This window comes from Prevotella sp. HUN102 (genome assembly GCF_000688375.1).
In the GTDB taxonomy this organism is placed as follows: Bacteria; Bacteroidota; Bacteroidia; order Bacteroidales; family Bacteroidaceae; genus Prevotella.
The window spans coordinates 1,235,059-1,255,750 of record NZ_JIAF01000004.1 but is presented as its reverse complement, the minus strand read 5'-3'; the positions used below and the strand labels follow the sequence as shown (position 1 = coordinate 1,255,750).

26 protein-coding genes and 2 pseudogenes are annotated in these 20,692 nt (G+C 47.5%); 11 read left to right on the top strand and 17 right to left on the bottom strand.

Features of this window, described 5'->3' with window-relative positions; all coding sequences use genetic code 11:
- Window positions 1-7: 7 nt before the first annotated feature.
- Window positions 8-955, bottom strand: coding sequence for an HK97 family phage prohead protease (locus tag P150_RS0110415; protein WP_028897624.1), 948 nt, complete (start codon window positions 953-955; stop codon window positions 8-10).
- 162 nt (window positions 956-1,117) lie between these two features.
- On the opposite strand from P150_RS0110415, the gene P150_RS0110405 reads away from it, so the two are divergent.
- The 6 genes from P150_RS0110405 to P150_RS18035 all read left to right on the top strand — a co-directional run bounded on the left by P150_RS0110405 (window position 1,118) and on the right by P150_RS18035 (window position 6,620).
- Complete coding sequence (locus P150_RS0110405; RefSeq protein WP_028897623.1) at window positions 1,118-1,591, top strand: terminase; 474 nt, start codon at window positions 1,118-1,120, stop codon at window positions 1,589-1,591.
- Window positions 1,592-1,600: 9 nt separating this feature from the next.
- Window positions 1,601-3,163, top strand: coding sequence for a hypothetical protein (locus P150_RS0110400; protein ID WP_028897622.1), 1,563 nt, complete (start codon window positions 1,601-1,603; stop codon window positions 3,161-3,163).
- Window positions 3,164-3,231: 68 nt separating this feature from the next.
- On the top strand, window positions 3,232-3,462 hold the full coding sequence (locus tag P150_RS0110395; protein WP_028897621.1) for a hypothetical protein: 231 nt from the start codon (window positions 3,232-3,234) through the stop codon (window positions 3,460-3,462).
- Between the two features lie 13 nt (window positions 3,463-3,475).
- Complete coding sequence (locus P150_RS0110390) at window positions 3,476-3,895, top strand: phage protein Gp36 family protein (RefSeq protein WP_028897620.1); 420 nt, start codon at window positions 3,476-3,478, stop codon at window positions 3,893-3,895.
- Between the two features lie 5 nt (window positions 3,896-3,900).
- Complete coding sequence (locus P150_RS0110385; protein ID WP_028897619.1) at window positions 3,901-5,232, top strand: DUF935 family protein; 1,332 nt, start codon at window positions 3,901-3,903, stop codon at window positions 5,230-5,232.
- 122 nt (window positions 5,233-5,354) lie between these two features.
- Window positions 5,355-6,620: a phage minor head protein gene (locus P150_RS18035; protein ID WP_231477600.1), complete on the top strand. Its 1,266-nt coding sequence runs from the start codon at window positions 5,355-5,357 to the stop codon at window positions 6,618-6,620.
- A 152-nt stretch (window positions 6,621-6,772) separates the two neighbouring features.
- Here the strand turns inward: P150_RS18035 and P150_RS0110375 are convergent, their stop codons facing one another.
- From P150_RS0110375 to P150_RS0110305, 15 genes are all read right to left on the bottom strand, one after another.
- Window positions 6,773-7,210 (bottom strand): hypothetical protein, encoded by a 438-nt coding sequence (locus P150_RS0110375; protein WP_014708769.1) that lies wholly within the window; start codon window positions 7,208-7,210, stop codon window positions 6,773-6,775.
- A complete protein-coding gene (locus P150_RS0110370) occupies window positions 7,207-7,764 on the bottom strand; it encodes a phage virion morphogenesis protein (protein WP_028897618.1) in 558 nt (185 codons plus the stop codon). The genes P150_RS0110375 and P150_RS0110370 overlap by 4 nt, the downstream gene beginning before the upstream one ends.
- A complete protein-coding gene (locus P150_RS16390) occupies window positions 7,724-8,005 on the bottom strand; it encodes a hypothetical protein (RefSeq protein ID WP_014708767.1) in 282 nt (93 codons plus the stop codon). Before P150_RS16390 ends, P150_RS0110370 begins: the two co-directional genes overlap by 41 nt.
- Before the next feature lie 14 nt (window positions 8,006-8,019).
- A complete protein-coding gene (locus P150_RS18030) occupies window positions 8,020-8,214 on the bottom strand; it encodes a YuiA family protein (protein ID WP_076169408.1) in 195 nt (64 codons plus the stop codon).
- Window positions 8,211-8,774 (bottom strand): host-nuclease inhibitor Gam family protein, encoded by a 564-nt coding sequence (locus P150_RS0110360; RefSeq protein ID WP_028897617.1) that lies wholly within the window; start codon window positions 8,772-8,774, stop codon window positions 8,211-8,213. The genes P150_RS18030 and P150_RS0110360 overlap by 4 nt, the downstream gene beginning before the upstream one ends.
- Window positions 8,775-8,967: 193 nt before the next feature.
- A complete protein-coding gene (locus P150_RS0110350) occupies window positions 8,968-9,441 on the bottom strand; it encodes a hypothetical protein (protein ID WP_028897616.1) in 474 nt (157 codons plus the stop codon).
- Complete coding sequence (locus P150_RS0110345; RefSeq protein WP_036932360.1) at window positions 9,399-9,698, bottom strand: hypothetical protein; 300 nt, start codon at window positions 9,696-9,698, stop codon at window positions 9,399-9,401. Before P150_RS0110345 ends, P150_RS0110350 begins: the two co-directional genes overlap by 43 nt.
- 18 nt (window positions 9,699-9,716) lie before the next feature.
- Window positions 9,717-9,953, bottom strand: a complete 237-nt coding sequence (locus tag P150_RS0110340) for a hypothetical protein (protein ID WP_028897614.1) — start codon at window positions 9,951-9,953, stop codon at window positions 9,717-9,719.
- A 5-nt stretch (window positions 9,954-9,958) separates the two neighbouring features.
- Window positions 9,959-10,192, bottom strand: a complete 234-nt coding sequence (locus tag P150_RS16385) for a hypothetical protein (RefSeq protein WP_051617622.1) — start codon at window positions 10,190-10,192, stop codon at window positions 9,959-9,961.
- A gap of 20 nt (window positions 10,193-10,212) precedes the next feature.
- Complete coding sequence (locus P150_RS0110330) at window positions 10,213-10,848, bottom strand: ATPase AAA (protein WP_028897613.1); 636 nt, start codon at window positions 10,846-10,848, stop codon at window positions 10,213-10,215.
- On the bottom strand, window positions 10,845-11,078 hold the full coding sequence (locus tag P150_RS0110325) for a hypothetical protein (RefSeq protein WP_028897612.1): 234 nt from the start codon (window positions 11,076-11,078) through the stop codon (window positions 10,845-10,847). The genes P150_RS0110330 and P150_RS0110325 overlap by 4 nt, the downstream gene beginning before the upstream one ends.
- Before the next feature lie 2 nt (window positions 11,079-11,080).
- Entirely contained in the window at window positions 11,081-11,956 is an 876-nt protein-coding gene (locus P150_RS0110320; protein WP_028897611.1) for an AAA family ATPase, read from the bottom strand.
- Window positions 11,957-11,981: 25 nt separating this feature from the next.
- Window positions 11,982-13,973, bottom strand: coding sequence for a hypothetical protein (locus tag P150_RS0110315; RefSeq protein ID WP_028897610.1), 1,992 nt, complete (start codon window positions 13,971-13,973; stop codon window positions 11,982-11,984).
- A 9-nt stretch (window positions 13,974-13,982) separates the two neighbouring features.
- The gene (locus P150_RS0110310; protein WP_028897609.1) at window positions 13,983-14,576 is read right to left on the bottom strand and encodes a hypothetical protein; all 594 of its coding nucleotides are present in this window, start codon (window positions 14,574-14,576) and stop codon (window positions 13,983-13,985) included.
- A 12-nt stretch (window positions 14,577-14,588) separates the two neighbouring features.
- Window positions 14,589-14,960, bottom strand: a complete 372-nt coding sequence (locus P150_RS0110305) for a hypothetical protein (protein ID WP_028897608.1) — start codon at window positions 14,958-14,960, stop codon at window positions 14,589-14,591.
- A gap of 152 nt (window positions 14,961-15,112) precedes the next feature.
- Between P150_RS0110305 and P150_RS0110300 the strand changes: the two genes are divergently transcribed.
- Together P150_RS0110300 and P150_RS0110295 are read left to right on the top strand one after the other, a co-directional pair.
- Window positions 15,113-15,757 carry a S24 family peptidase gene (locus tag P150_RS0110300; protein WP_028897607.1) on the top strand — a complete coding sequence of 215 codons (645 nt, stop codon included), beginning with the start codon at window positions 15,113-15,115 and terminating at the stop codon, window positions 15,755-15,757.
- A 13-nt stretch (window positions 15,758-15,770) separates the two neighbouring features.
- Entirely contained in the window at window positions 15,771-16,463 is a 693-nt protein-coding gene (locus P150_RS0110295) for a hypothetical protein (RefSeq protein WP_028897606.1), read from the top strand.
- Window positions 16,464-16,851: 388 nt separating this feature from the next.
- Here the strand turns inward: P150_RS0110295 and P150_RS16380 are convergent.
- Window positions 16,852-17,096, bottom strand: a pseudogene (locus tag P150_RS16380) (hypothetical protein).
- A gap of 331 nt (window positions 17,097-17,427) precedes the next feature.
- Here P150_RS16380 and P150_RS18025 point away from each other — a divergent pair.
- From P150_RS18025 to gdhA, 3 genes and pseudogenes are all read left to right on the top strand, one after another.
- Window positions 17,428-17,697 (top strand): annotated as a pseudogene (locus P150_RS18025) (cytochrome c biogenesis protein ResB); the annotation flags it as partial.
- Window positions 17,694-18,455: a cytochrome c biogenesis protein CcsA gene (gene ccsA / locus P150_RS0110280; RefSeq protein WP_028897604.1), complete on the top strand. Its 762-nt coding sequence runs from the start codon at window positions 17,694-17,696 to the stop codon at window positions 18,453-18,455. The pseudogene P150_RS18025 and the gene ccsA, both read left to right, overlap by 4 nt.
- Before the next feature lie 824 nt (window positions 18,456-19,279).
- Window positions 19,280-20,623: an NADP-specific glutamate dehydrogenase gene (gene gdhA, locus P150_RS0110270; RefSeq protein ID WP_028897603.1), complete on the top strand. Its 1,344-nt coding sequence runs from the start codon at window positions 19,280-19,282 to the stop codon at window positions 20,621-20,623.
- Window positions 20,624-20,692: the final 69 nt, after the last annotated feature.

Sequence of the window (20,692 nt, the reverse complement as noted above, 5' to 3'; positions counted from 1 at the left end):
ATACATGTTAAATCTCGCATTCAATACCGTATTCTGCCTTGTACAGCTTCTTGTACTGTGCGGGGCTCTCTTCACGGAGCTTCTCCAACTCTTCTGCAGGAACCTCGCTCAGCTTTTTGTATTCGGCATTTCCTCCAGACGGGGCTCCGCCCTGATTGCCTACGATGGAACTCAGCTTCACCTGTGGCGACATGGCATCAAAGGTTGCCTTCAGGTCTTCGGCACCGAGCTTCTTTCCCAGTTCCAGGAACTGCTGTTTCTTGTCCTCACCGATTTTCTTCTCGGCCACGGCGGCGTTCACGAGGGTTTCAATACGTGCGGCACGCAGCGTGTCGCATTCCGTGCGGAGACTGTCCGCCTCCGCACCCTTGGTCTTCAGCTTTGCCAATTCTGCACTGATGGCAGCTTCGTCGGCATCTTTGGGAAGACCTAACTCAAGGGCTAATTTCTCTTGATCCATTTCTTTTGATTTTTGATTGTTGTTACTATACAGCAGCGGCAGTACTGTGCCGCCATCCTTACCTAACTCTATGCGCTGCCCGTCTTTCTGCAGCACGATGGCATCGTCATTCGCGCCGATGTCTACCAGCGATACTTCGAAGAGCTTGCTCTTGGTAATCGTCGGGCTGCTTTGCCCCTGTACCAGGTGTTCTGGGGACTCGCTCAACTCCAAGATGTCAATGCCCACGCTCACCATTTTCAACGAGCCGAACTCCCACTGCTTCTTGCAACGTCGGCTCAGCTCGGTCGCCTCGTCGAACACCAGTTCGCCGGTAACTTCCTCTCCTTCGACCTTCAGGTCTTTCACCAGACCGATAATCTGACCGCGCTCGTGCATGTACAGCAATACGGGGTTGCGGTTGTACTGTTCGACATTCATTCCGGCTGTCAGGACACGCGTACCATAGCTGTTCAGGCTCTCGTTGCTGATTCTTACTCGTTTTGTCTTACTCATATCATCGCTTTTTGATGCAAAGTTGCGGTATTTAAGACAGCCTTCAAAGAAAGTGTGAAACGGTTGCACACATCTGTGAAAGCATTGCACACTTCTTTTCCTGCCTGCCTGAAAAAGGGCATCTTTGCAGTAGTTTTTAATACAATCCATAAAAACGTTTTTATGACAAAGGCAGAAATTGAACAGAAAAAGACCATCGGGAGGTCGTTGTACCTCTCCGGAATGGAGCAGACGGAGATTGCCGACCAACTGGGCGTGTCGCGCGTTACCGTTTCCAAATGGTGCACCTCTGAAGGATGGAAGGAGGCGCGCGCCGCAAAGAACATATCACGCCCGGAACTGGTAAACAAGCTCCTGCTTACCATCGACGGTTTGATAGAGAGTGTGAACAAGTCAGAAGACCCGGCGCTCATCGGCTCGCTGGCCGACAAGCTCTCCAAACTATCAGCAACAATAGAGAAGCTCGACAAGAAGGCGAACGTCATCGACGCCATAGAGGTGTTCATGGCTTTCAACCGCTGGATTCAGGATCAGGCGTCCTTCGACCCAGAGATTACGCCGGAGCTTATCAAGGCCATCAACAAGTACCAGAACAAGTTCCTCATGGAGCGCATGCAAAACCCGTCCACATTATAGTATCACGCTATGGCAACAATATCGGAGCTCAAGAAGATACAGCAGGAGTGGCAGGAACACTGCCGGTTGATACAAAGCATTACGGACACGAAAAGTCTTGTCCGCGAGAGTTCCGTGCAGAAAGAGCAGCGCATTCGCAGGCTGCAGAAGGACTATGCCGCATTCTGCGAATACTATTTCCCTCATTTCCTGCAGCTGCGCGACAAGGTTACGGGTGAGGTTATCCGTACCATCCACAATGCGTCGTTCCACAACGCCGCAGCTAATAAGGTAAAGAACACTCCGAACCTGAAAGCTGTCTTCAAGTGGCCTCGCGGGCATGCCAAGTCTACGCACATGGACATCTTCACTCCGCTGTGGCTCATGTTCCAGCCCAAGAGGCTTATCAATTTCATGGTACTCGTCGGCAAGTCCGAGGATAGTGCAAACAGACTCCTCGGTGATATTCAGGCCGAACTCCAGTACAACAAACGCATCATAGCCGACTTCGGAAAGCAGATGTCAATGGGCAGCTGGACGGAGGGTGAGTTTTCCACCAAGGAGGGTGTCTATTTCCTTGCATGCGGTCGTGGACAGTCGCCACGTGGACTGCGCAAACGAGAGGCACGCCCGGACTATATCGTCATCGATGACCTTGATGACGACGAGCTCTGCCGTAATGAACGCCGTGTGCGCGAACTCACCGACTGGGTGAAGGAAGCTCTGTTCGGAGCCCTTGACGTGGGACGCGGACGCTTCATCATGGTGGGCAACCTTATCTCGAAGACTTCGGTGTTGGCCAACATCTGCAAGATAAAAAGTGTGCATGTCTCAACCATATATGCCGTGGACAACGAGGGCAATCCCGTATGGTGCGAGAAATGGACCAAGGAGGAAGCACAAGAATATGCCGACTTTGTAGGCTATCGTGCCTGGAACAAGGAGATGATGCATAATCCAATTGTCGAGGGTACAGTCTTCAAGCAAGAGTGGATTAAATATGCCAAGCGTCCGGCATGGTGGGAGTTCGACGAACTGGTACTTTACATCGACCCGTCGTGGAAATCAAAGAAAACAAATGACACCAAGGCGGCGAAGCTATGGGGCAAGTGTAGATCACAGCTGTGGCACCTGCGGGCTTTCGTGCGAAAGGCATCCGTGGCCGAGCTTGTCCGATGGTGTTACGACCTCTATGAGTGGAGTTTGGGAATCGGCCTGCCTATCCGCTTCATGATGGAGGCAAGTTTCATGCAGGACATCATCCTTGACGACTTTACCGTTGAAGGTAATCTTCGGGGCTTCCAACTGCCCATCACGGGAGACATGCGCAAAAAACCAGACAAATTCCAGCGCGTCGAAGCCATCAGCCCGCTCTGGGAACGAGGCTTTGTCTATTATGACATATCACAGAAAGAAGACCCCGACATGCAGGCTGGAGTTGAGCAGACGCTCGCCTTCGAGAAAGGCATGGCAGGCAACGACGATGCACCGGATGCCGATGAAGGAGCTATCTATATCCTTCAGAGGAATACAAGACAACAAATGTTTTCACCGAGATTCGGCCGTCGGCCGACCTCAAAAAACCAATGGTAGCGCAAGTGAGTGCAAAGCCAAGCTTGCTTGAGCTGTGCCGAACGCGCCTACCTTCAATAAAGTTAATTATGTACAGACTTATTAAAGACATCATTTTCGGCATAAGATTCAAGCGTGCCGTAAAAAAGGCAGACTACTGCCACCATACCACCCATAAAAAGTATATGGTGCTTGTTATCAACAAAAAATTGGAAGTACTTTCCAAACAGGAACTGAAGAAGTTTATCAGGGGTGGTGTTTTCAAAGAAGGCACAACCATAGCTGACTTGGAAAAGAAGGCTTTATACATCACATTATAATAAATGAATAGGTATGTTTATCACGAATGAAGATTACAAGGTCGTTATCGGAGAACAGGCGTTGAAAGTGATTTCACAGGTCAGCGAAGAGAACCGAAGCAACGCCGAGACAGAAGCTATAGAAGAGATAGCCGGATATCTCCGCCCGAAATACGACACGGAGGCTGTATTCAGTGCCACGGGCAACCAACGTAACAAGCTCGTGGTAATGCGCGCCTGCGATATTGCCATCTACCACATGGCAGCGTCTACGCCGCAGAAGATGGGTATGGAAATACGCAAGGAACGCTATGAACGAGCCATCAAGTGGCTGGAGGGAGTACAGGCCGGAAAGATTGTGCTGGACCTGCCACTCGCAATCGATGAGAATGGCGACACCATCGGTCTCCCGATGAAGTACGGAAGCCAAAAGAAGCAAAGATATAACTGGTGACTACTATGGCAAGAAACAGGAATAAAAACAACAAGATGCTGGTGCATACACCTTTCGGCACGCTCCAGCTGGCAAAGAATGACGCAAAGCGGTTCCATAAGACGGTGATGGAACTGCAGCGCACCACGGACTCTCTCACACGCAAGGACATCGGCGACTGGCGTACGGCTTGGCAGATGGCCATCAACGCCGACAATCCGAACCGCCAGCGTCTCTATGACGTTTATCGTGATGTGGAGGTAGACTTACATCTTTCGGGCTGTATTCAGCAACGAGAGGGCTTTGTGTTAGCTCGTTCCTTTAAACTTGTTAATGAAAAAGGCGACGAAGACGAACAAGCAGTTGATTATTTCAATAAGTCATGGTTCAAACAGCTTATGAAATATGCATTGGACGCCAATTATTGGGGCCATTCGCTCATTGAACTTGGCGAATTGATGACTGATACCAATAATATGCTTTATTATAATGGCGTAAAGCTTATTCCGAGAAAACACGTTATTCCTGAATATAGTAGAGTCGTTAAACAGTTAGGCGACGAATGGCAGTCGGGTATCAACTATCACGAGCCTCCATTTGTTGATTGGCTCATTGAAGTAGGGCAGCCTGATGCTCTCGGTCTTTATCTTAAAGCGGCTACACAAACGATACCTAAGAAGAATGCATTAGCTTTTTGGGATACCTTTGCCGAGATTTTTGGCATGCCGATGCGTATAGCACGCACAACTACCCGTGATGACAAGGAACTCTCTAAAATGGAAAAGATGATGGCTGATATGGGGACAGAAGGCTGGGGTATCTTCCAGCAGGGAACGGATATCGAAGTTGTAGAGTCTACCAAAGGAGATTCCTTCAATGTCTATGACCGCCGTATCGATCGGGCAAACTCTGAACTCTCCAAACTCATTATCGGACAGACAATGACCATCGAGGACGGCTCTTCACTATCACAATCAGAAACTCACCTCGAGGTATTCCAAAACCTTGTAGATTCTGACTGCGACATGCTCCGTGATGTCATTAATAATCAGTTAATCCCACGTATGATACAGCATGGATTTCCATTGCAAGGTATTCGCTTCGACTGGGATTACAGTGCGGACTATACGCCGGAGCAACAAGTGGCTTACGAGCAGCTCGTCTTGAACAATTACGAGGTGGATCCATCCTACTTCGAGGAGAAATACAACATGCCCGTAGGCGAGCGCAGGCAGCAGGTTCCCGTTCTTGGCCCCACACCCCCCGACGGTGGCGGTGAAGAGCCCAAGGGCGATAAAACACCCAAGCCGGGCAAAAAGAAGCGACAGGGACAAAATAAACGCCTTTTTTTCGACTGAGCCCCTCTGACTACGAGGGGCTACACGAACGCTATACCCATCTACTGGACAAGTCCGCACTGCAAGCCACTTTCAACCGTGAAGAGGATATAAGGAAAGAACTCTCCACGCTCTTTGAGGGAATGATGCGGACACTTTACAAGGTGGAGGGGGCACAGTTCCGCATTGAGATTCTGGAGACGCCTAAAATGCGGAACTTCATTGAGGCGCATGCCGCTGCATTGGACTCTTCCTTTGAGAAAGTAGCGATGTCCGATACGATGCGAAAGCGGCTGCAACGGTCTGACTACATATTCTCCGGCATGAAGACCTTCCACGAACTGAACGAGGCGTTCCCGTCGCTACTCGATGAGGACGGCAATCGAAAGTCATTCGAACAGTTCCTGAATGACGTTCAAAGCATTGACAGTACATACAACCGGAACTATCTCCGTGCGGAGTATAATTTTGTGCAGGCCTCCGCACAGATGGCTGCCAAGTGGGAGGACTTCATGCAGGATGGCGACCGGTACAACCTCCAGTACCGTACTGCAGGAGACGATAAGGTACGCCCTGAACATGCCGCTCTTGACCGTGTAACGCTGCCCATCACTGACCCGTTCTGGGAAGAATATTACCCGCCGAACGGATGGAACTGTCGCTGCACGGTTGTACAGGTGCGCAAGTCGAAATATCCCGTCACACCACACGACGAGGCGATGGCTCTCGGAGAAGAGGCAACGGGCAAGGACACAAAGGGGATATTCCGTTTCAATGCTGGACTGGAGCAGAAGTCTGTACCCGACTACAACCCCTACACCATACGCCGCTGCAGGGACTGCGATATTGCCAAAGGTAAACTGAAACTTGCTTTCATTCCTGACAATGAACTTTGCGCTGCTTGCCGGCTTATAAGGGCTCAAAAACACGAGAACATAGGGGCTGCAGAGCGTATCCTGAAATATGATGAGAAGACATGGGAAAGAACCTATGTATCACCAAAGGACATCGGACTTGTGGCTACGCAATTGGAACGCATTGCGGAAGCTACGGCCAGCAATGCAGAAAGGAGCAAGTTCAACAAGGAAATGAGAATGTGCAAGGTTCTTGCCGACAATGGGCATGATGTCGAATACCTGCAAGGCGTGAACAGACCCGCCAGACAGACCTACGATATTAGATTCGACAAGGTAAAGGCTGACTTGAAATGCGTAACCGGTGGAGCCGGCAATATCGTGAAGTATGCCAAGAAGGCACTCACAAAGCAAGGAGGCGAGGCGGTTGTCTTCGAGATACCCACACATGATGCGAAATACTATGCCGCTCTGACAGAGGCACGACGAAAGTGTACTGGTAGAATTTTCTTCTATATAGCAGACGAAATGGTATTGAAGGAACTGAAGATATAAAAATAAGGCCGCTGAAAAGCGACCTTGGGGCGGTACACGGTCATTACTTCGACCCTGTCCCTACGTATCTCTACGCACTGCAAATATACAATAAAAATCCGTTACTTCCAACAAAAGCAGCGGATTTTTTGTTTTTAGCCTTGTTTTTTCGTTCAGAGGCTCTTGATGGCCACACACTGGTAGCTTTCTATGTTCTCGACAATTTCCTCGTGGTTGTGGTTTGTCCGGCTTTCCACCAGGTCAAATTCCATGAAAGTCTCGCCTTCCATGCAGGTCAGTGCCTTGTGGATTTCCTCCAGCAGGTCGAATACCTTCAGACTTTCCTCCTGGAACTCGCTGCCGGCACTGACGCTGCCCGTCCAATCAGTCACCACATGCAGGTTCACTATCGGCTCGGCACGGTATTCCACACCGTTCTGAACAGCCTGCCATTGAATGGGGGCGAACTCCACGAACACAGCGGGACGTTCCCACTGCTCCTCCTGCTCGATGAACTCGACGTTGTGGTTCCACAGGTCGATATGCTTGATGACCCCGCCGCTTACTGTCTTCAGCTTATCGCAGAGCATCTTGTACAGTTCCTTTCTCATTTCTCGTTAATCTCGAATTCAAAGTTGATATACTCGGTGATATTCTCCTCAATGATTTCCCGGACGGCTTTCTCCACTTCCGGACTGGTGCCCAGAAAACGGCGGCGCGGTATCTTGATGGTCGTACCGGCTTTCTTCAGGGCCATGAACTTCCAGAACTCGGCTTCCTCGGAAAGCTGCACCGTGCGCTTGTCATTCCTGCGACTGCCGTCCTTCTTCCTGCCGAGCGAGCCGGTCGCCTCGTAGTATTTGTGCCAGAAGTACCGTTTCATCTTCGTTGTCACCACAATCTCGCCGCCCTCATTGTGAATGGCTGCGTGGGGTTCTTCGGTGAAGAAGGTTATGCTGTTCTCCGTTGTCCGGCTCTGTATGCTTCTGCGGAGCCGTCCGGTATCGACCAGTATATGGCCACCCGGGCGCGTGGGGCTCTTGCGACGCTGCCACGCTTCGCCGAAGAAGGACTGACGCTCGAAGTTCCGGTCGAACTCGTCCGTCATCTCCACGCGGATGTCATTAAGGATTCTTCCTAAAATACGACGGGTCTCTGGTTTCATCTTCTATAAACAGCTCAGGGAACAAAAAGCCCTCTGCTGAAAGCTCCGAGCTGTCCTCGATTCCAGGACTGCCCGATGCCTTCAGCAGATTGTAGAAGGTGCGCTCGCTGATGCCGTACTTGGGGTAGACATAACGCTTCCATATCTCACGGTTCGGAAGACCGGTCTTTACGTAAGTGTCATAGATATGGTTGATGTCGGCAACGCGTTTGGCATAACTCTTTCCTTTCCTTTTGTTCACAGCTGTGGGATTTGTTAGGATTGTTGACTGTTTCTGTACGGGCGGATGTCAAGGCTCATCTTGCAACTTACCAGCACCCTGCCGCTTCCCTCACACTGGGGACACCGGACATGTGTCTGTGTCCCGTCTATACTTACCTTTTGGAAGCCCGTGCCATGACATTCACGGCACAGGGCTACCTTGGGCGTTTTAGATATTTCTCTGATCATACGCTGGTGTCCTCCTTCTTGGGCTCGACATAGAAGGTTTCATCCTGCGTAACCTGTATACCACATTCCGTCATAGCCTGCCGTATAGGAACTTCTACAAGTGACGGAGAGTCCGAAACCTCCATTGACACGTTACCATCACGATCAGTAAGCAGCTTATCCTTGGCAATCTCTTCTGTCTGGCGGATATAGTCTGGCAGAAAACGCTTAACAAGTTGTAATGCGCTTGCCCACGTGAAGCCTTTTAACGTCTTCAATTTCGGTGTCCCAGTGCGGAAACCGATGGTACCATGAGCCATGTCGAGACTTTTCTTTTTGGAGAACAACTCAGCCTGGTTCTCTGTGGCGAATGCCTGCAGGGTGTCGAAAGCCTTGTCTTTCTCCTCAGTGAGAGTCGCCAGCTTGTCAGCATACTTCTCACGGATCTTGGCACACTGCAGCTCGATGTCCGCATTGATTTTCTGTACCTGTGCATCGCTTTTAGCGTAGGTTGCAAACGCTTCATCGGCGGCTTCTCTGCTCACGCCGGTAATGATTACTTTTTTCTTTCTTGTTGCCATTGTCTTTTCTTTTTATAGGGTTGATAAAACTAATCTTCTATGTCGGGCGACCAGTTCAGTTGCTGGCGTTCCTCCTCTATCTCAAAGGAAAGCTACTCAAGGCAGTTGTCATACTCCGCTTCGCTTAAGCCCTCCGTGAGTTCCTTGATGTGCTCCATCGCACGCTTTACAAATTCTCTTGGTGTCATATTCATTAACTTTCTGCGATATTCCCCATCGGGACATAAACAAATGAGGTCGTATTCTTCTGCTCTTCTCGTGCTTGCCGTGGCTTAAGGCCACCCTTGCGCTTGATCGTCCTCAGTTTTACGGAGAGGTCCTCAAGTTCCTCTATGCTGATATTCCTGAAAGGCTTGCCGGCAAGACGGGGATGTTGGCAGAAGTTATCCACCCGCGCCCAGTCTGTTGTATTCACACCGAGCTGCTGCATCAGCTTCAGGCACATGCTGCGCTTTCGGCGGAGTTCCTTTCGTATTGCCTCCTTGCGCTCATCAAAACCTGCCACTCGTTCCATAGCGTTGCACATCGCATCATATTCCTGTATGGTGGTCTCGTGCAGGTGGACCGTCCGACCGTGGGTGTATTGCTCCACAAGCGTTTCCTTATCTGCGCCGGTCAGTTTCTTCAGAAGACAGTAGAAACGCGCATAGTTCCGTTCCGCTCCCATAGTTTTTCCTCCTTCCAGTCTTTATAATTCTGTCTTGCTTTGGCAACAGCCTCCGGCAAAGTGCCGTTGATGTCGCTGACACCAAACAGGGGTACACCATTCACACAAGCATACAGCTCCCCGTTAAACTCCATTACCTGCACAGCCTTGCGTGCTTCTGCGTCGAGCATTGCCTGACGCTCTGTCTCGATCCGTTCTGCACGTTGTTCGTGCCATACTTGAATACGCTTCTTGATTTCGTCTAAAAAATTGCTCATTGTCATATTAATTAAAGATTATACATTCTCTGACGCTTTCCACTCAATAGTTACCATGGCATCCAGCTTTCCGTTTCCCTTGCAAATGGGACAAGGCTCTTTATAGCGATCCCTGAACTCATCCTCTTGCCAAAAGAAGCCGTTACCTTGGCAGTATGGGCAACTGTGCCCCCAGCTATCAAGATGTTCTGTCATACGCCCGCCCGGACTCATTCGTCCCGGAGCAATTTCAATCATTCGTCTTTCCTTGCTCATTTTAATTAGTTTTCTATGTTTTCAATTTCATATTCCCAGTCGCAGGCATCACTTTCCTCAATGTTGTCTTCAAGCCATTCTATGGCTGTGTCTAACTGTTTGTCTGAATGTACTAAGTCGCCACGTACCTTTCCATGATCAGCCAAGTGTTGCAGTGCTTCATATAACTGATTGCTGACTTCCACATCACTCAAACCGACATGGTAGGTTACCTTAACATATAAATCTTCTATTTTCATTTGTATATAAAATTAAATTATCACAGATTGTTACTCGTTTTCAATATACCTTCTTTCCAGACAACATAATGGTTTCCGGCTTCGCCAATCGACCTGCCCAAGCAGTAGGCTTTATAACCCATCACACGAACCTTCATATCGCAGATATATCTCAGACTTACAGCAGGTTTTCCCATTGGTTCGCTCTTGTGTTCTTGACTAATGAAGATGAAGCACTTGCGACGAAACCTCTTCATCAGTGCAACGGCAGAAGAGTAACTCCAACCATAGTCCCAACAACCTACTTGAAAGGAGTCCACAATGATGAATTTTGGAGATTTTGGCTTGGCAAGCCTCTTGGCAAGTTCATCTATCGACTCGTCGGTTACAACTCTGAAATGCCCTTGTACCTCATGCATATTCAGATAGTTCATGCGGCGTTGGAAACTTTGATTTACACCTTCCTCGTAGCTCATATAGAGAACGGGACCGTACTTGCACAGTTCCTTGCCCAACTGCATCACGAATGAGCTTTTGCCCTGCGCACTCGCCCCACTGATGAACCAAGAGGCGTTCTCGGCAGGGAAGCCGAACGGCTCACTCCACTGCTCACCCCAAGGCAATGTTACCCATTTCTTGGCAGCAATCTCTTTCGGACTGTACGCTCGTTTGGTCATTTTTCCGTTTTGATAAGTTCCATAACAGTTGCGTCTGCAATTTCTACTGCATACTTGGCAATAAGTTCTGCTGTTATTGGACCTTCTTCTTTTTGTATCATTGGTGCCACAAATAAGGCTGATTTAGCCAGCTCGTAACGGCGTTGCTCCCAATCTATCTCGTGGTCTCTTTGCCTACGGTTCATCTGTATGACCGCATCCATATACTGCATTTCTATCTTAGTCATCATAATTATGCTCCTCTCTTTATTTTTTCTATTTCAGTATATACTCTTCTCAAACCGCCTCCGCTCTTGCGTACTATCTGACCAATGTCCGTGCCTTTCGGTGCGTTCACGCTTGCCACGGCACGGGCTTGCTCCATAAGGAACTGACGGCGGTCATCTTCCTGATCGGGGGTTACACGGCTGTACTTACCGCCATAGCGTGAGAATATCTCGGCATAGCCCACCTTCTGATGTTCCACCATCCTGTTTATCTTGGCACGCAGCCCGTCGGCTCCCATCATATACCAGCCACAGCACATTTCAGTGGCGTTCCACAATGCCTTCAGTTCCAAAAACGCCTCGTACTGCAAGTCTCCGGCTTCGTCAAGCACTACCAACGGGCGTTCCATAGAGCGCAGGTAATACACGAGATCCTCGTAGGTGTCCTGATACTTGCCGCTTATGCCTACACCAAACTCCCGTGCTATCTTCTTGACCAACGCACGTTTGGTTTTAACCTGTGAGCAGTCCACATACACGGCATTACGGTGTTCGTTCACATACCAGCGTGCCGTATAGGTCTTACCGATGTTGGGCAGGTCGCAGAGTATCACGCTCAGGCTGCGCTCCTGACACGCCTCCATCTGCAGACTGATATATTTGAATGTCTCCGTCTGTGCGCCTTTCCACTCTATCGTCTCTCGGAGGTTCACGTCCAGCCTCCGGGCGATGTTCACCCAGTTGGCATCACTCAGTGCTTTCTCCGTCTGGCCTTTTTTCAACCCGTTATAGACACTTGGGGAGATACCCAGTGCCGATGCGTGTTTCGCATCGCTTGGATAATTCCGGCGGTTGGCTGCTATCGCCTCCAGTATCCGCTGTTTTTGAGTCTCACTAATCATATTCTAATGGCATTTTAACGTTATTCTATATGTCTGCGACCGCTCTGTCCGATGCGCTTGGCAATGGCATTTGGGGCCTGTATTCCGGAGGAACGGAGGCTTTTAGTTCCTGTACCTCCTGCTGTGCCTGTTGGCTCGGTTTCATCACTCCCAGTCTGTCGATGGTGTTGTCCTCAACGTATTTGTTGAATTTCGCTATTTTCTTCTGCTGCTCCACGAACGCTGCTTGGTCTTCTTCCGTCTGCTCGGCCATCACACGGCTGTAGGTGTTCACTTTCTCAACTGTGTCGATGTACTTGCCCTTCTGATAGATGAAGACTTCCTGTGGTGCGCCCTCATCATCCGGCAGATAACAGGCGGTAACCTTGTAATTGTTCGGCTCCAGCCGTTCCAGTACGCTCGTGCTGCTCAGCCACCAGTCCTCGTGTGCCATCCTTACGGTAGAGTTTCTGCGAATGCTTGTTTCCACCCGCTCGCCGATATGGTAGGCAAGTGTTCTCGCATCGTATGGCAGCAGGTTCGGGTTGATGTTTGCCTCCAGCACCTGCCAGCGCGTCATACCCGGATACATCTTCTGGTTGGGGTGCAGCGTGTTGTTCCATTCCTCGTTGTCCTTGCGGTCATCGGCGACCAGCTGCTCCCAAGTGAAATATTCCTTGTCCTCGTAGAGTTCGTTGGTCTCGTCGCTGATTTTCTGATACTCCTGACGCCACTTGCCCTTGCCGTAGAAACGGCCGATACCCTCGTGGTTCTTGTGTATCACGCTGCGCTTCTTCGCACCGTTCAGAGGTTCGGCATATTTCTCCTGTGAGTTCAAAGGGGCGCAGAATCTCACGAACTGGAACACAGTCTCGGCTTTCAGGAACCCCTCCTTGTACTGGCTCATCAAGTGGTTCTCCACCTCGATGCCGGCAGGAATACCCCAGCCGTTACGGGCTATCAGCCGGAACATATCGCGGAAGCAGTCCACCACGAGCCGCTCGTCCTTCTTTCTCGCGTAGCTTGCGCCTATCACGCACTGGCTCACCACATCGTAGGCATAGTAGGCATGAACACGCTGCTTCGTGTCCTTCAGCTTGCGCGTCAAGTCCACGTCGTCCATTGTGATTTGGCTCAGCGAAAAGCGTCCGTTATGGCGGTGCATATAAGGCATTTGCTCGTGCATAAAGGTACTCCAGCTTGACAGCGACTTCTCTATCAGCATTTTCGTTGCCGGCTCGTTCAGTATATTGTTGATGGTGCTCTCGCTCAGGAACTTCGGGTCGCCGTTCTTATCCGTGAAATCATCGGGATTGAACAGTTCTCCGGTCTTCGGGTCGTAAACATCAAGCTCTCCACAGACAAAGCTGATATACATCTCGTGTACGTTACTGTTGTAGGGCTTGTTAGGCAAGACTGCCAAGCCACGGACCAGCTGCTTGGTCTTATAATCCACCTTCCTTGCACTCTGGTTTCCGAATTTGCCGCTGATAAGACAGCCGTAGCCGTTGCGTTTGTAGTCGTTTACCTTCTTCCTGAAGCGCAGCGTACTGGCAGGGAGAGTGTGTCCCAGTTCCTCACGCAGGGTTTCGATGGTCTTAGCCATCATATCCCAGTTGTATCTACCACCGAACAGGCGTTGGCTGTCCCGTGCGCGTTCATAGAGCTTGATGCAGCAGTTCAGTACCGAGGCGTTGATGATATACTCACGTTTCTTTCTCTCGTCAAGGTCGATACCTGTCTTGCTGCGATCATGGAAGAAGGCAACGGCAGCTTGGTCCATCTCATAATTGGAAAGTACCCACGTCTTGATGCGAACCTCGTCGCCACCGGGATACATTTCCTCGACAGCCTCCTTGTATTTTGCCGGCAAACTGTCTATGGCAATCAGAGCACAACAGCCATTCGCACCACCTCCACGACGGACAACGTCTATCTGACCTTTCCAAGCCTTGTAACAATAGTTGGAATTAGTCATAATACCGCTGTCCACAAGCTCGTGATAGGATACGCAAAGTTTATTACCGTAATACTCCATAGTCTAAAATTAAATGTTCGCTTTCCTTGCATTCTGATTTCCAAACTTGCCACTTATAAGGCAGCCGTAACCATTGCGCTTGTAGTCGTTCACTTTCTGTCTGAAGCGAGATGTACTGGCAGGGAGCGTGTGTTCCAGTTCATTGCGCAGTATCTCGATAGCTTTGGCCATCATCCCCCAATTGTACTTACCTCCGAACAGCTGCTGGCAATCTCCCGCACGTCCATAGAGTTTGATGCAAGTGTTCAGCACAGAGGCGTTGACAATGTACTCCCATTTCTTTCTGTCCGACATTTCAAAACCGATCTTATCACAGTCATAGAAAAAAGAAATGGCATCTCGGTCAATATGATAGTTAGATATTATCCACTCTTTCACAAGTGCATCCTCACCATGAGGATAAGCCTTGTAAACCCTAATACGATATTTACTTGGCAAACTTTCTATGGCAATCAAAGCACATTTGCCCCTCGCACCACCTCCATGGCGCACGACATCCATTTTCTTTCGATAGGTTAGGCTTTTGTAGTTAGAGGCTGTCATAATGCCACCATCTACAAGTTCCCCGTAGGATATACAAAGTTTCTTGCCGTAATACTCCATACTGTGCCCCCCTTACAATGCCTTTGCAAATTCCTGCATGGAAGGAATCTCACTCAGATAGACCTTGTTGTAATCCTTTCTTTTGGAACCCTTGTACAAGATGATTCCTCTGCCAGTTGTCATGTTGGCTTCCAAGACTGCACCATTGCTAAAATACTGGCGCATCAGCCTCATGCCGTTTTCGGTAACATCATAGAAGATTTCTTCCTCAGGTACAGAAGCCTCTATCCAACCACCTTTCATTCTGGCCGTATGGCGGATTTTACGGGCAAGCTCACTGTCGCTGTCAAAGCTCAGTGCCCTGTTAACCATACGTTCTGTTACTCCGAACGCTTTCATAAGCATCCTTTTCACGTCCATTGTCGTTTGAATCTTACGTGCCATAATCTCACTTACTTTTAAGACTTAATATTTGCTAATCTCGGCTATTTTTCGTATTTTTGGCCGCACGTTCCATTGGAACACACTGCAAAGATAAACGTTTTGCATAAACAAACCAAATGTTTTGGTAATTATTTTACTCGAAATGTTTAATTATGGAGAAAAAAGATAGATTATTAAGCCTAATAGACCATTACTCTGGTGGTAATAAGTCTGAATTTGCTCGGATGATAGGGGTATCTCCACAAGCAGTTAACACTTGGATCACCCGCAATACCTTTGATATAGATATTATTTATGCAAAATGTTTAAACGTATCTCCCGACTGGCTTCTCACAGGCAAAGGGAATATGCTTAAAGAGGAGGAAAAAGAAGATGTCTCCGCACCAATAGTCAGCCATGACCCCAAAATGGGACAACCTTATTACGATGTTGATTTTCTTGGTGGTTTCAGCGAGGTTTATAATTCGCAAGTCTCATTGCCAGCCCATAATATCATCGTACCCAGTTTTGACAGAGCCAATCTTTGGTGTAATGTTACCGGACATTCTATGGAACCAAGAATAAGCCACGGTGATATTATAGCTCTCCGCCCATGCACTGTAGACGACATTCAATACGGCGAGATGTATGCAGTGATTCTCGATACCATCCGCACCATCAAGATTCTTCGCAAAGGCTCCTCTAAGGGCTTCCTCCGATATGTTCCCATAAATCCTAATTTCGATGAGCAGGAGTTCGCTGTCAGCCGCATCATAAATGTATTTGAAGTTATTGGTAGCATCAGTAAATTTTTCTAAATACAACTATTTTATGGCTATAATTTTTATTATCATCGGTTGCTTGATTTTGTATGTCGTATACAAGAATTTCAAAGCGAAAGGTCTTACGCATAAAGATGATGCAAATATAAAGGTGCATATTCTTACCTCAACTGATGGCGAAACTTTTCATGAATCCAAAGACATCGACTATAAATCTCATCGAGAACAAATGAAATTGAGAGATAAAAGACGTGAGAGAAAGCATATCATTTGGAGAGTGTTACGTTTCATGGTTACATACAAGTCTCTGATGGCTGAAACTACAAATTTCTATCAATTTAGGGATAATTACGCCGCCTTTAAGACAGCAAAAGGAGAAATGCGTAAAAGGCATCCGGACACAAACGCATTAAACACAGCCATTAGGTTTTGCCGTATGGAATACTTTTATGAAACTTGTGATCACAAACTTACAGATAATGATATTCAATCCTTATATAAATGGAGAGAACTGAATATTAATGAAGAGGAACTATTGAACAATGTCCTTACTTCTTTCGAGATGTATTGGAAAGAGGTTCTCGACTCTTATGTTCGACCATCTGCGCGGACTAATCGTATAAACTACCTCATTCAGGAATTGGCAAATATTAGGGAGATGAAAGAGCTGCAACCGTATCCGATTATTCTAAGTCGAATAGACCAGATGCAACAGCAATACAATGATATACTGCATTCATAAAACAACGAGAAGTACCCCCAGCACTCCTTCAGTCCCTCTCACTTCCTCTGCCCCCCCCTGTTTTACACCAGAAAAAACAGTAAACAGCCTGATATAGCGTTATTTAATAATGTGAAACTACAAAAAGTGGTGGCATTTAGGGGGGGCTATCGGTACAAAAAACGTGCATATCATAAAAAAAGTAGTATCTTCCCCCCATTGTATTGCACCCCATCAAAACCTACTTTACTAATACCAGTTGTTACAGAAACTAATACCACTTTCCAATAGCAGCCCTAATACCACTGCAAAAAAACAGCTTATTTTGTACGAAAAAGGGTGATAAAACCACCCTGATTTTACCACCCTCTCAAACGGCGTTTTAATGCCGTTCTAAGCCTTTTCTTCCTTAGTCTTTATACGTTGCCCCAGAACCGCCAGAAATGAGCGTAGATTGCTTTATTACAGCCCGTTTCGTGATAATCGTACCATTGCCTGAAAGCCCGGCATGGAGCAAATAACTACGTGTAGCACCTACCTGTTCAGGCGTAAATACTGTATAAACGGCAGAAATACTGCTGAAATACCAGTCTTTCCGCTTCGTTTCCTTTCCTTTAATCCGTGTATCAAATGTACGTGTATAACCTTTGCCATAATCTATTATTTTATATTGCAAATATACCAAATAATAATTATATGGAATAAAATAGCATTTTATTTTTTATATAAAGCAATAAAAAAAGAGCGGATTTCCTGCCCTCACTATTTCCCTCATTGGTCTATGTAAGCCTTCTGTAAACCAATGTAAACCTCTCGTAAATCCTATGAGCCTCAACGAGCCTCAGATGTAAACCGAAATTAAACCAATGTAAACGTTTCGTTTTACAGGCGCATTAATCAATAAACCGTATAACTCTTTGAAACATATAGAGATACGTTGTTTTTATCCTCAATTCATTTTATACGTTTCGTTCTGTGCCCCATATATGCCTCCGACATTATTATATATAGTCAGGAAGGCACAGCCACTCCGGCTCACATAGAAGTAAACAAGCCATACACATTCGGCACTTGAAAGATTTATCAGCTTGATTTCAACAAAGAACAGGGAAAATGGAGTACGCTCAGTGTCTACGAACTCATCAGCGACCCTTGGCTTCCCTCCGTATATGTGGGTATTTATCTCTTGCTTGCAGGAGCTGTGCTGATGTTTATTACTGCCGGTCGCAACAAATATAAGGAGAACGAAAAATGACAGCATTTGGGAATAACTTTATATACTTCGCCATCGCCTCCGTATTGTTGTGGGCAGTTGGTGCCTATGCAGCTTGGAAAGACAGGAAAACACTGGCTTACGCTGCCACGGTTGCAGGTCTGGCAGTATTCTTCAGCTATATTCTCACGATGTGGATAACGCTCGACCGTCCACCTATGCGCACGATGGGCGAAACCCGTCTGTGGTATTCTTTCTTCCTGCCTCTGGCAGGCATCATCGTGTACAGCCGTTGGAACTACAAGTGGCTGCTTTCATTCTCCACCGTGCTCTCATTGGTGTTCATCTGTGTGAACCTTCTGAAACCGGAGATACACAGCAAGCCCCTTATGCCGGCTCTTCAGAGTCCGTGGTTTGCCCCACACGTCATTATCTATATGTTCGCCTATGCGCTCCTTGGCGCAGCCTTCGTTATGGCAGCATATCTCCTGTTCTTCAACAGAAACAAGACGGCAGCCCAAAAGGAACTGGATATAACCGACAACCTCGTATATATAGGATGGGCTTTCCTTTCTCTCGGAATGCTCACGGGTGCTCTTTGGGCGAAAGAAACGTGGGCTGCTGCCACTTGGCTCGCCTATCTTACCTACATCCACTATCGTTTGCGCAAGAACGGCAGGATCGAAGTGGCTATGTGGATGCTGATTGTCAATTTTGCGCTCCTTCAGATGTGTTGGTGGGGAATCAATTACCTTCCTTCAGCACAGGGAATGAGCGTACACACCTATAATATGCAGTAAAGCAAGGCTATACTTTATATCATAACATATTGCGACACGAAAATTGCCAATAGCCATAAACATCCCTCTGAGTTCGAAACCGTTTCAAACTCAGAGGGATTATTTATAAATCCGAGTTTAGGATAAACAGACAAAACCACAAGAAAACCATTCAGCAAGTAAATTTGTTTTGCCTCCTTCCCCCATTCACTTACTTACTCGTCCACTTGTCTACTCCCCTACTTGTTTACTTGTTCACTCGTCCACTTGTCCACTCCCCCCCATTCCGCTTGTAAAGAAAACACCCATATTTTAACATTTCAGGAGAAGCAGTTACAGAAAAATAAGAAGTAAGATTTCGGCGTAATGGACATTTGGTAGGCTGAAAAGCTCCAAATGTCCATTACGCCCAAATATGGGAAATATGAAAATGATATTGTAAATTATTATTATCAATTTTAACATTTCCATTCAGATACAATAATATAAAGATAGAAATAGTGTGAATACTGCAAAATCGCCACATCATCAAACAGACAAAACATACATCCTCAAGACAGAATTTGCGTAATTTTGGGGATTTTTACACGCCATTTTTAAAACTTAATTTTCGACAAAAATACCAAATAATTACTTGACTGCATCCCTTTTAGTTGCAAAATTCAGTTTTTTTTTATTCTTTTGCAAGCAACAATGCCAAAAAGTAAGCAACAGCAGTTACAAAGTGTAAGCATTTTTATAGAAAAAAGACTTGATTTTCTTTGGAAGTTTGATTTATAATGGATATATTTGCAGTATCAATTTGAAAAACTGATACTAACATAAACATTTAATTCATAATTACTATGGAAGTCAAAAAAATTATGCAAACACTGGAGCAGAAGCATCCAGGAGAGTCTGAGTACTTGCAGGCAGTGCAGGAAGTGCTTGAATCTATCGAAGAGGTTTACAACCAGCACCCTGAGTTCGAGAAAGCTCAGATTATCGAAAGAATGGTAGAACCAGAACGTATCTTCACATTCCGTGTAACTTGGATTGACGACAACGGTAAGGTACAGACAAACCTCGGTTACCGCGTTCAGTTCAACAGCGCGATTGGCCCATACAAGGGTGGTCTCCGCTTCCACAAGGCTGTTACACCTTCAATGCTGAAGTTCCTCGGTTTCGAACAGACATTCAAGAACGCATTGACAACACTCCCTATGGGTGGTGGTAAGGGTGGTTCTGATTTCGACCCAGTTGGCAAGTCTGACGCTGAAATTATGCGTTTCTGCCAGGCATTTATGCTCGAATTGAGACACAACATCGGCCCTGATCAGGATATTCCGGCAGGCGACGTTGGTGTTGGTGGTCGCGAAATCGGTTATATGAACGGTATGTACCAGAAGCTCACACGCCAGTATCACACAGGTGTACTCACAGGTAAGGGTATGACTTGGGGTGGTTCAATCTTCCGTCCTGAAGCTACTGGTTACGGTGCGCTCTACTTCACAGAACACCTCCTCAAGAAGGCAGGCAAGGACATCAAGGACAAGAAGGTTGCCCTCTCTGGTTTCGGTAACGTAGCTTGGGGTGCTGCAAAGAAGACCGTAGAACTCGGTGGTAAGGTTGTTGCTATTTCTGGTCCTGACGGCGTTTGCGAAATCCCTGAAGGCATCACAACAGAGATGATCGACTATATGCTTGATATGCGTGCTTCTAACCGTAACAAGGTTCAGGACATGGCAGACAAGTTCCCGGGTAAGGCTAAGTTCACAGCAGGCAAGAAGGCTTGGAGCGTTCCTTGCGACATCGCTCTTCCTTGCGCATTCCAGAACGAACTTAGCGAAGAAGATGCTAAGGAATTGAAGGCTAACGGCTGCTGGTGCTGCTGCGAAGTTTCAAATATGGGTTGCCAGCCGGGTGCTATCCACTTCTTCCAGAACAACGGTATGCTCTTCGCTCCGGGTAAGGCTGTAAACGCTGGTGGTGTTGCTACTTCTGGTCTTGAAATGACACAGAACGCCGCTCACTTGAGCTGGTCAGCCGACGAAGTAAACAGCAAGCTCCACTGGATTATGGAAAGCATCCACGAGCAGTGTGTTAAGTTCGGTACACAGCCAGACGGTTCTGTAGACTACGTAAAGGGTGCAAACATCGCAGGCTTTATGAAGGTTGCACAGGCTATGCTCGAACAAGGCGTAATCTAAAAGTTTTCTCCTCTCGCCCACTCCATTGTGGGCGAGATTTAAAATAACAAAGGGGGAAGACTGATAAAA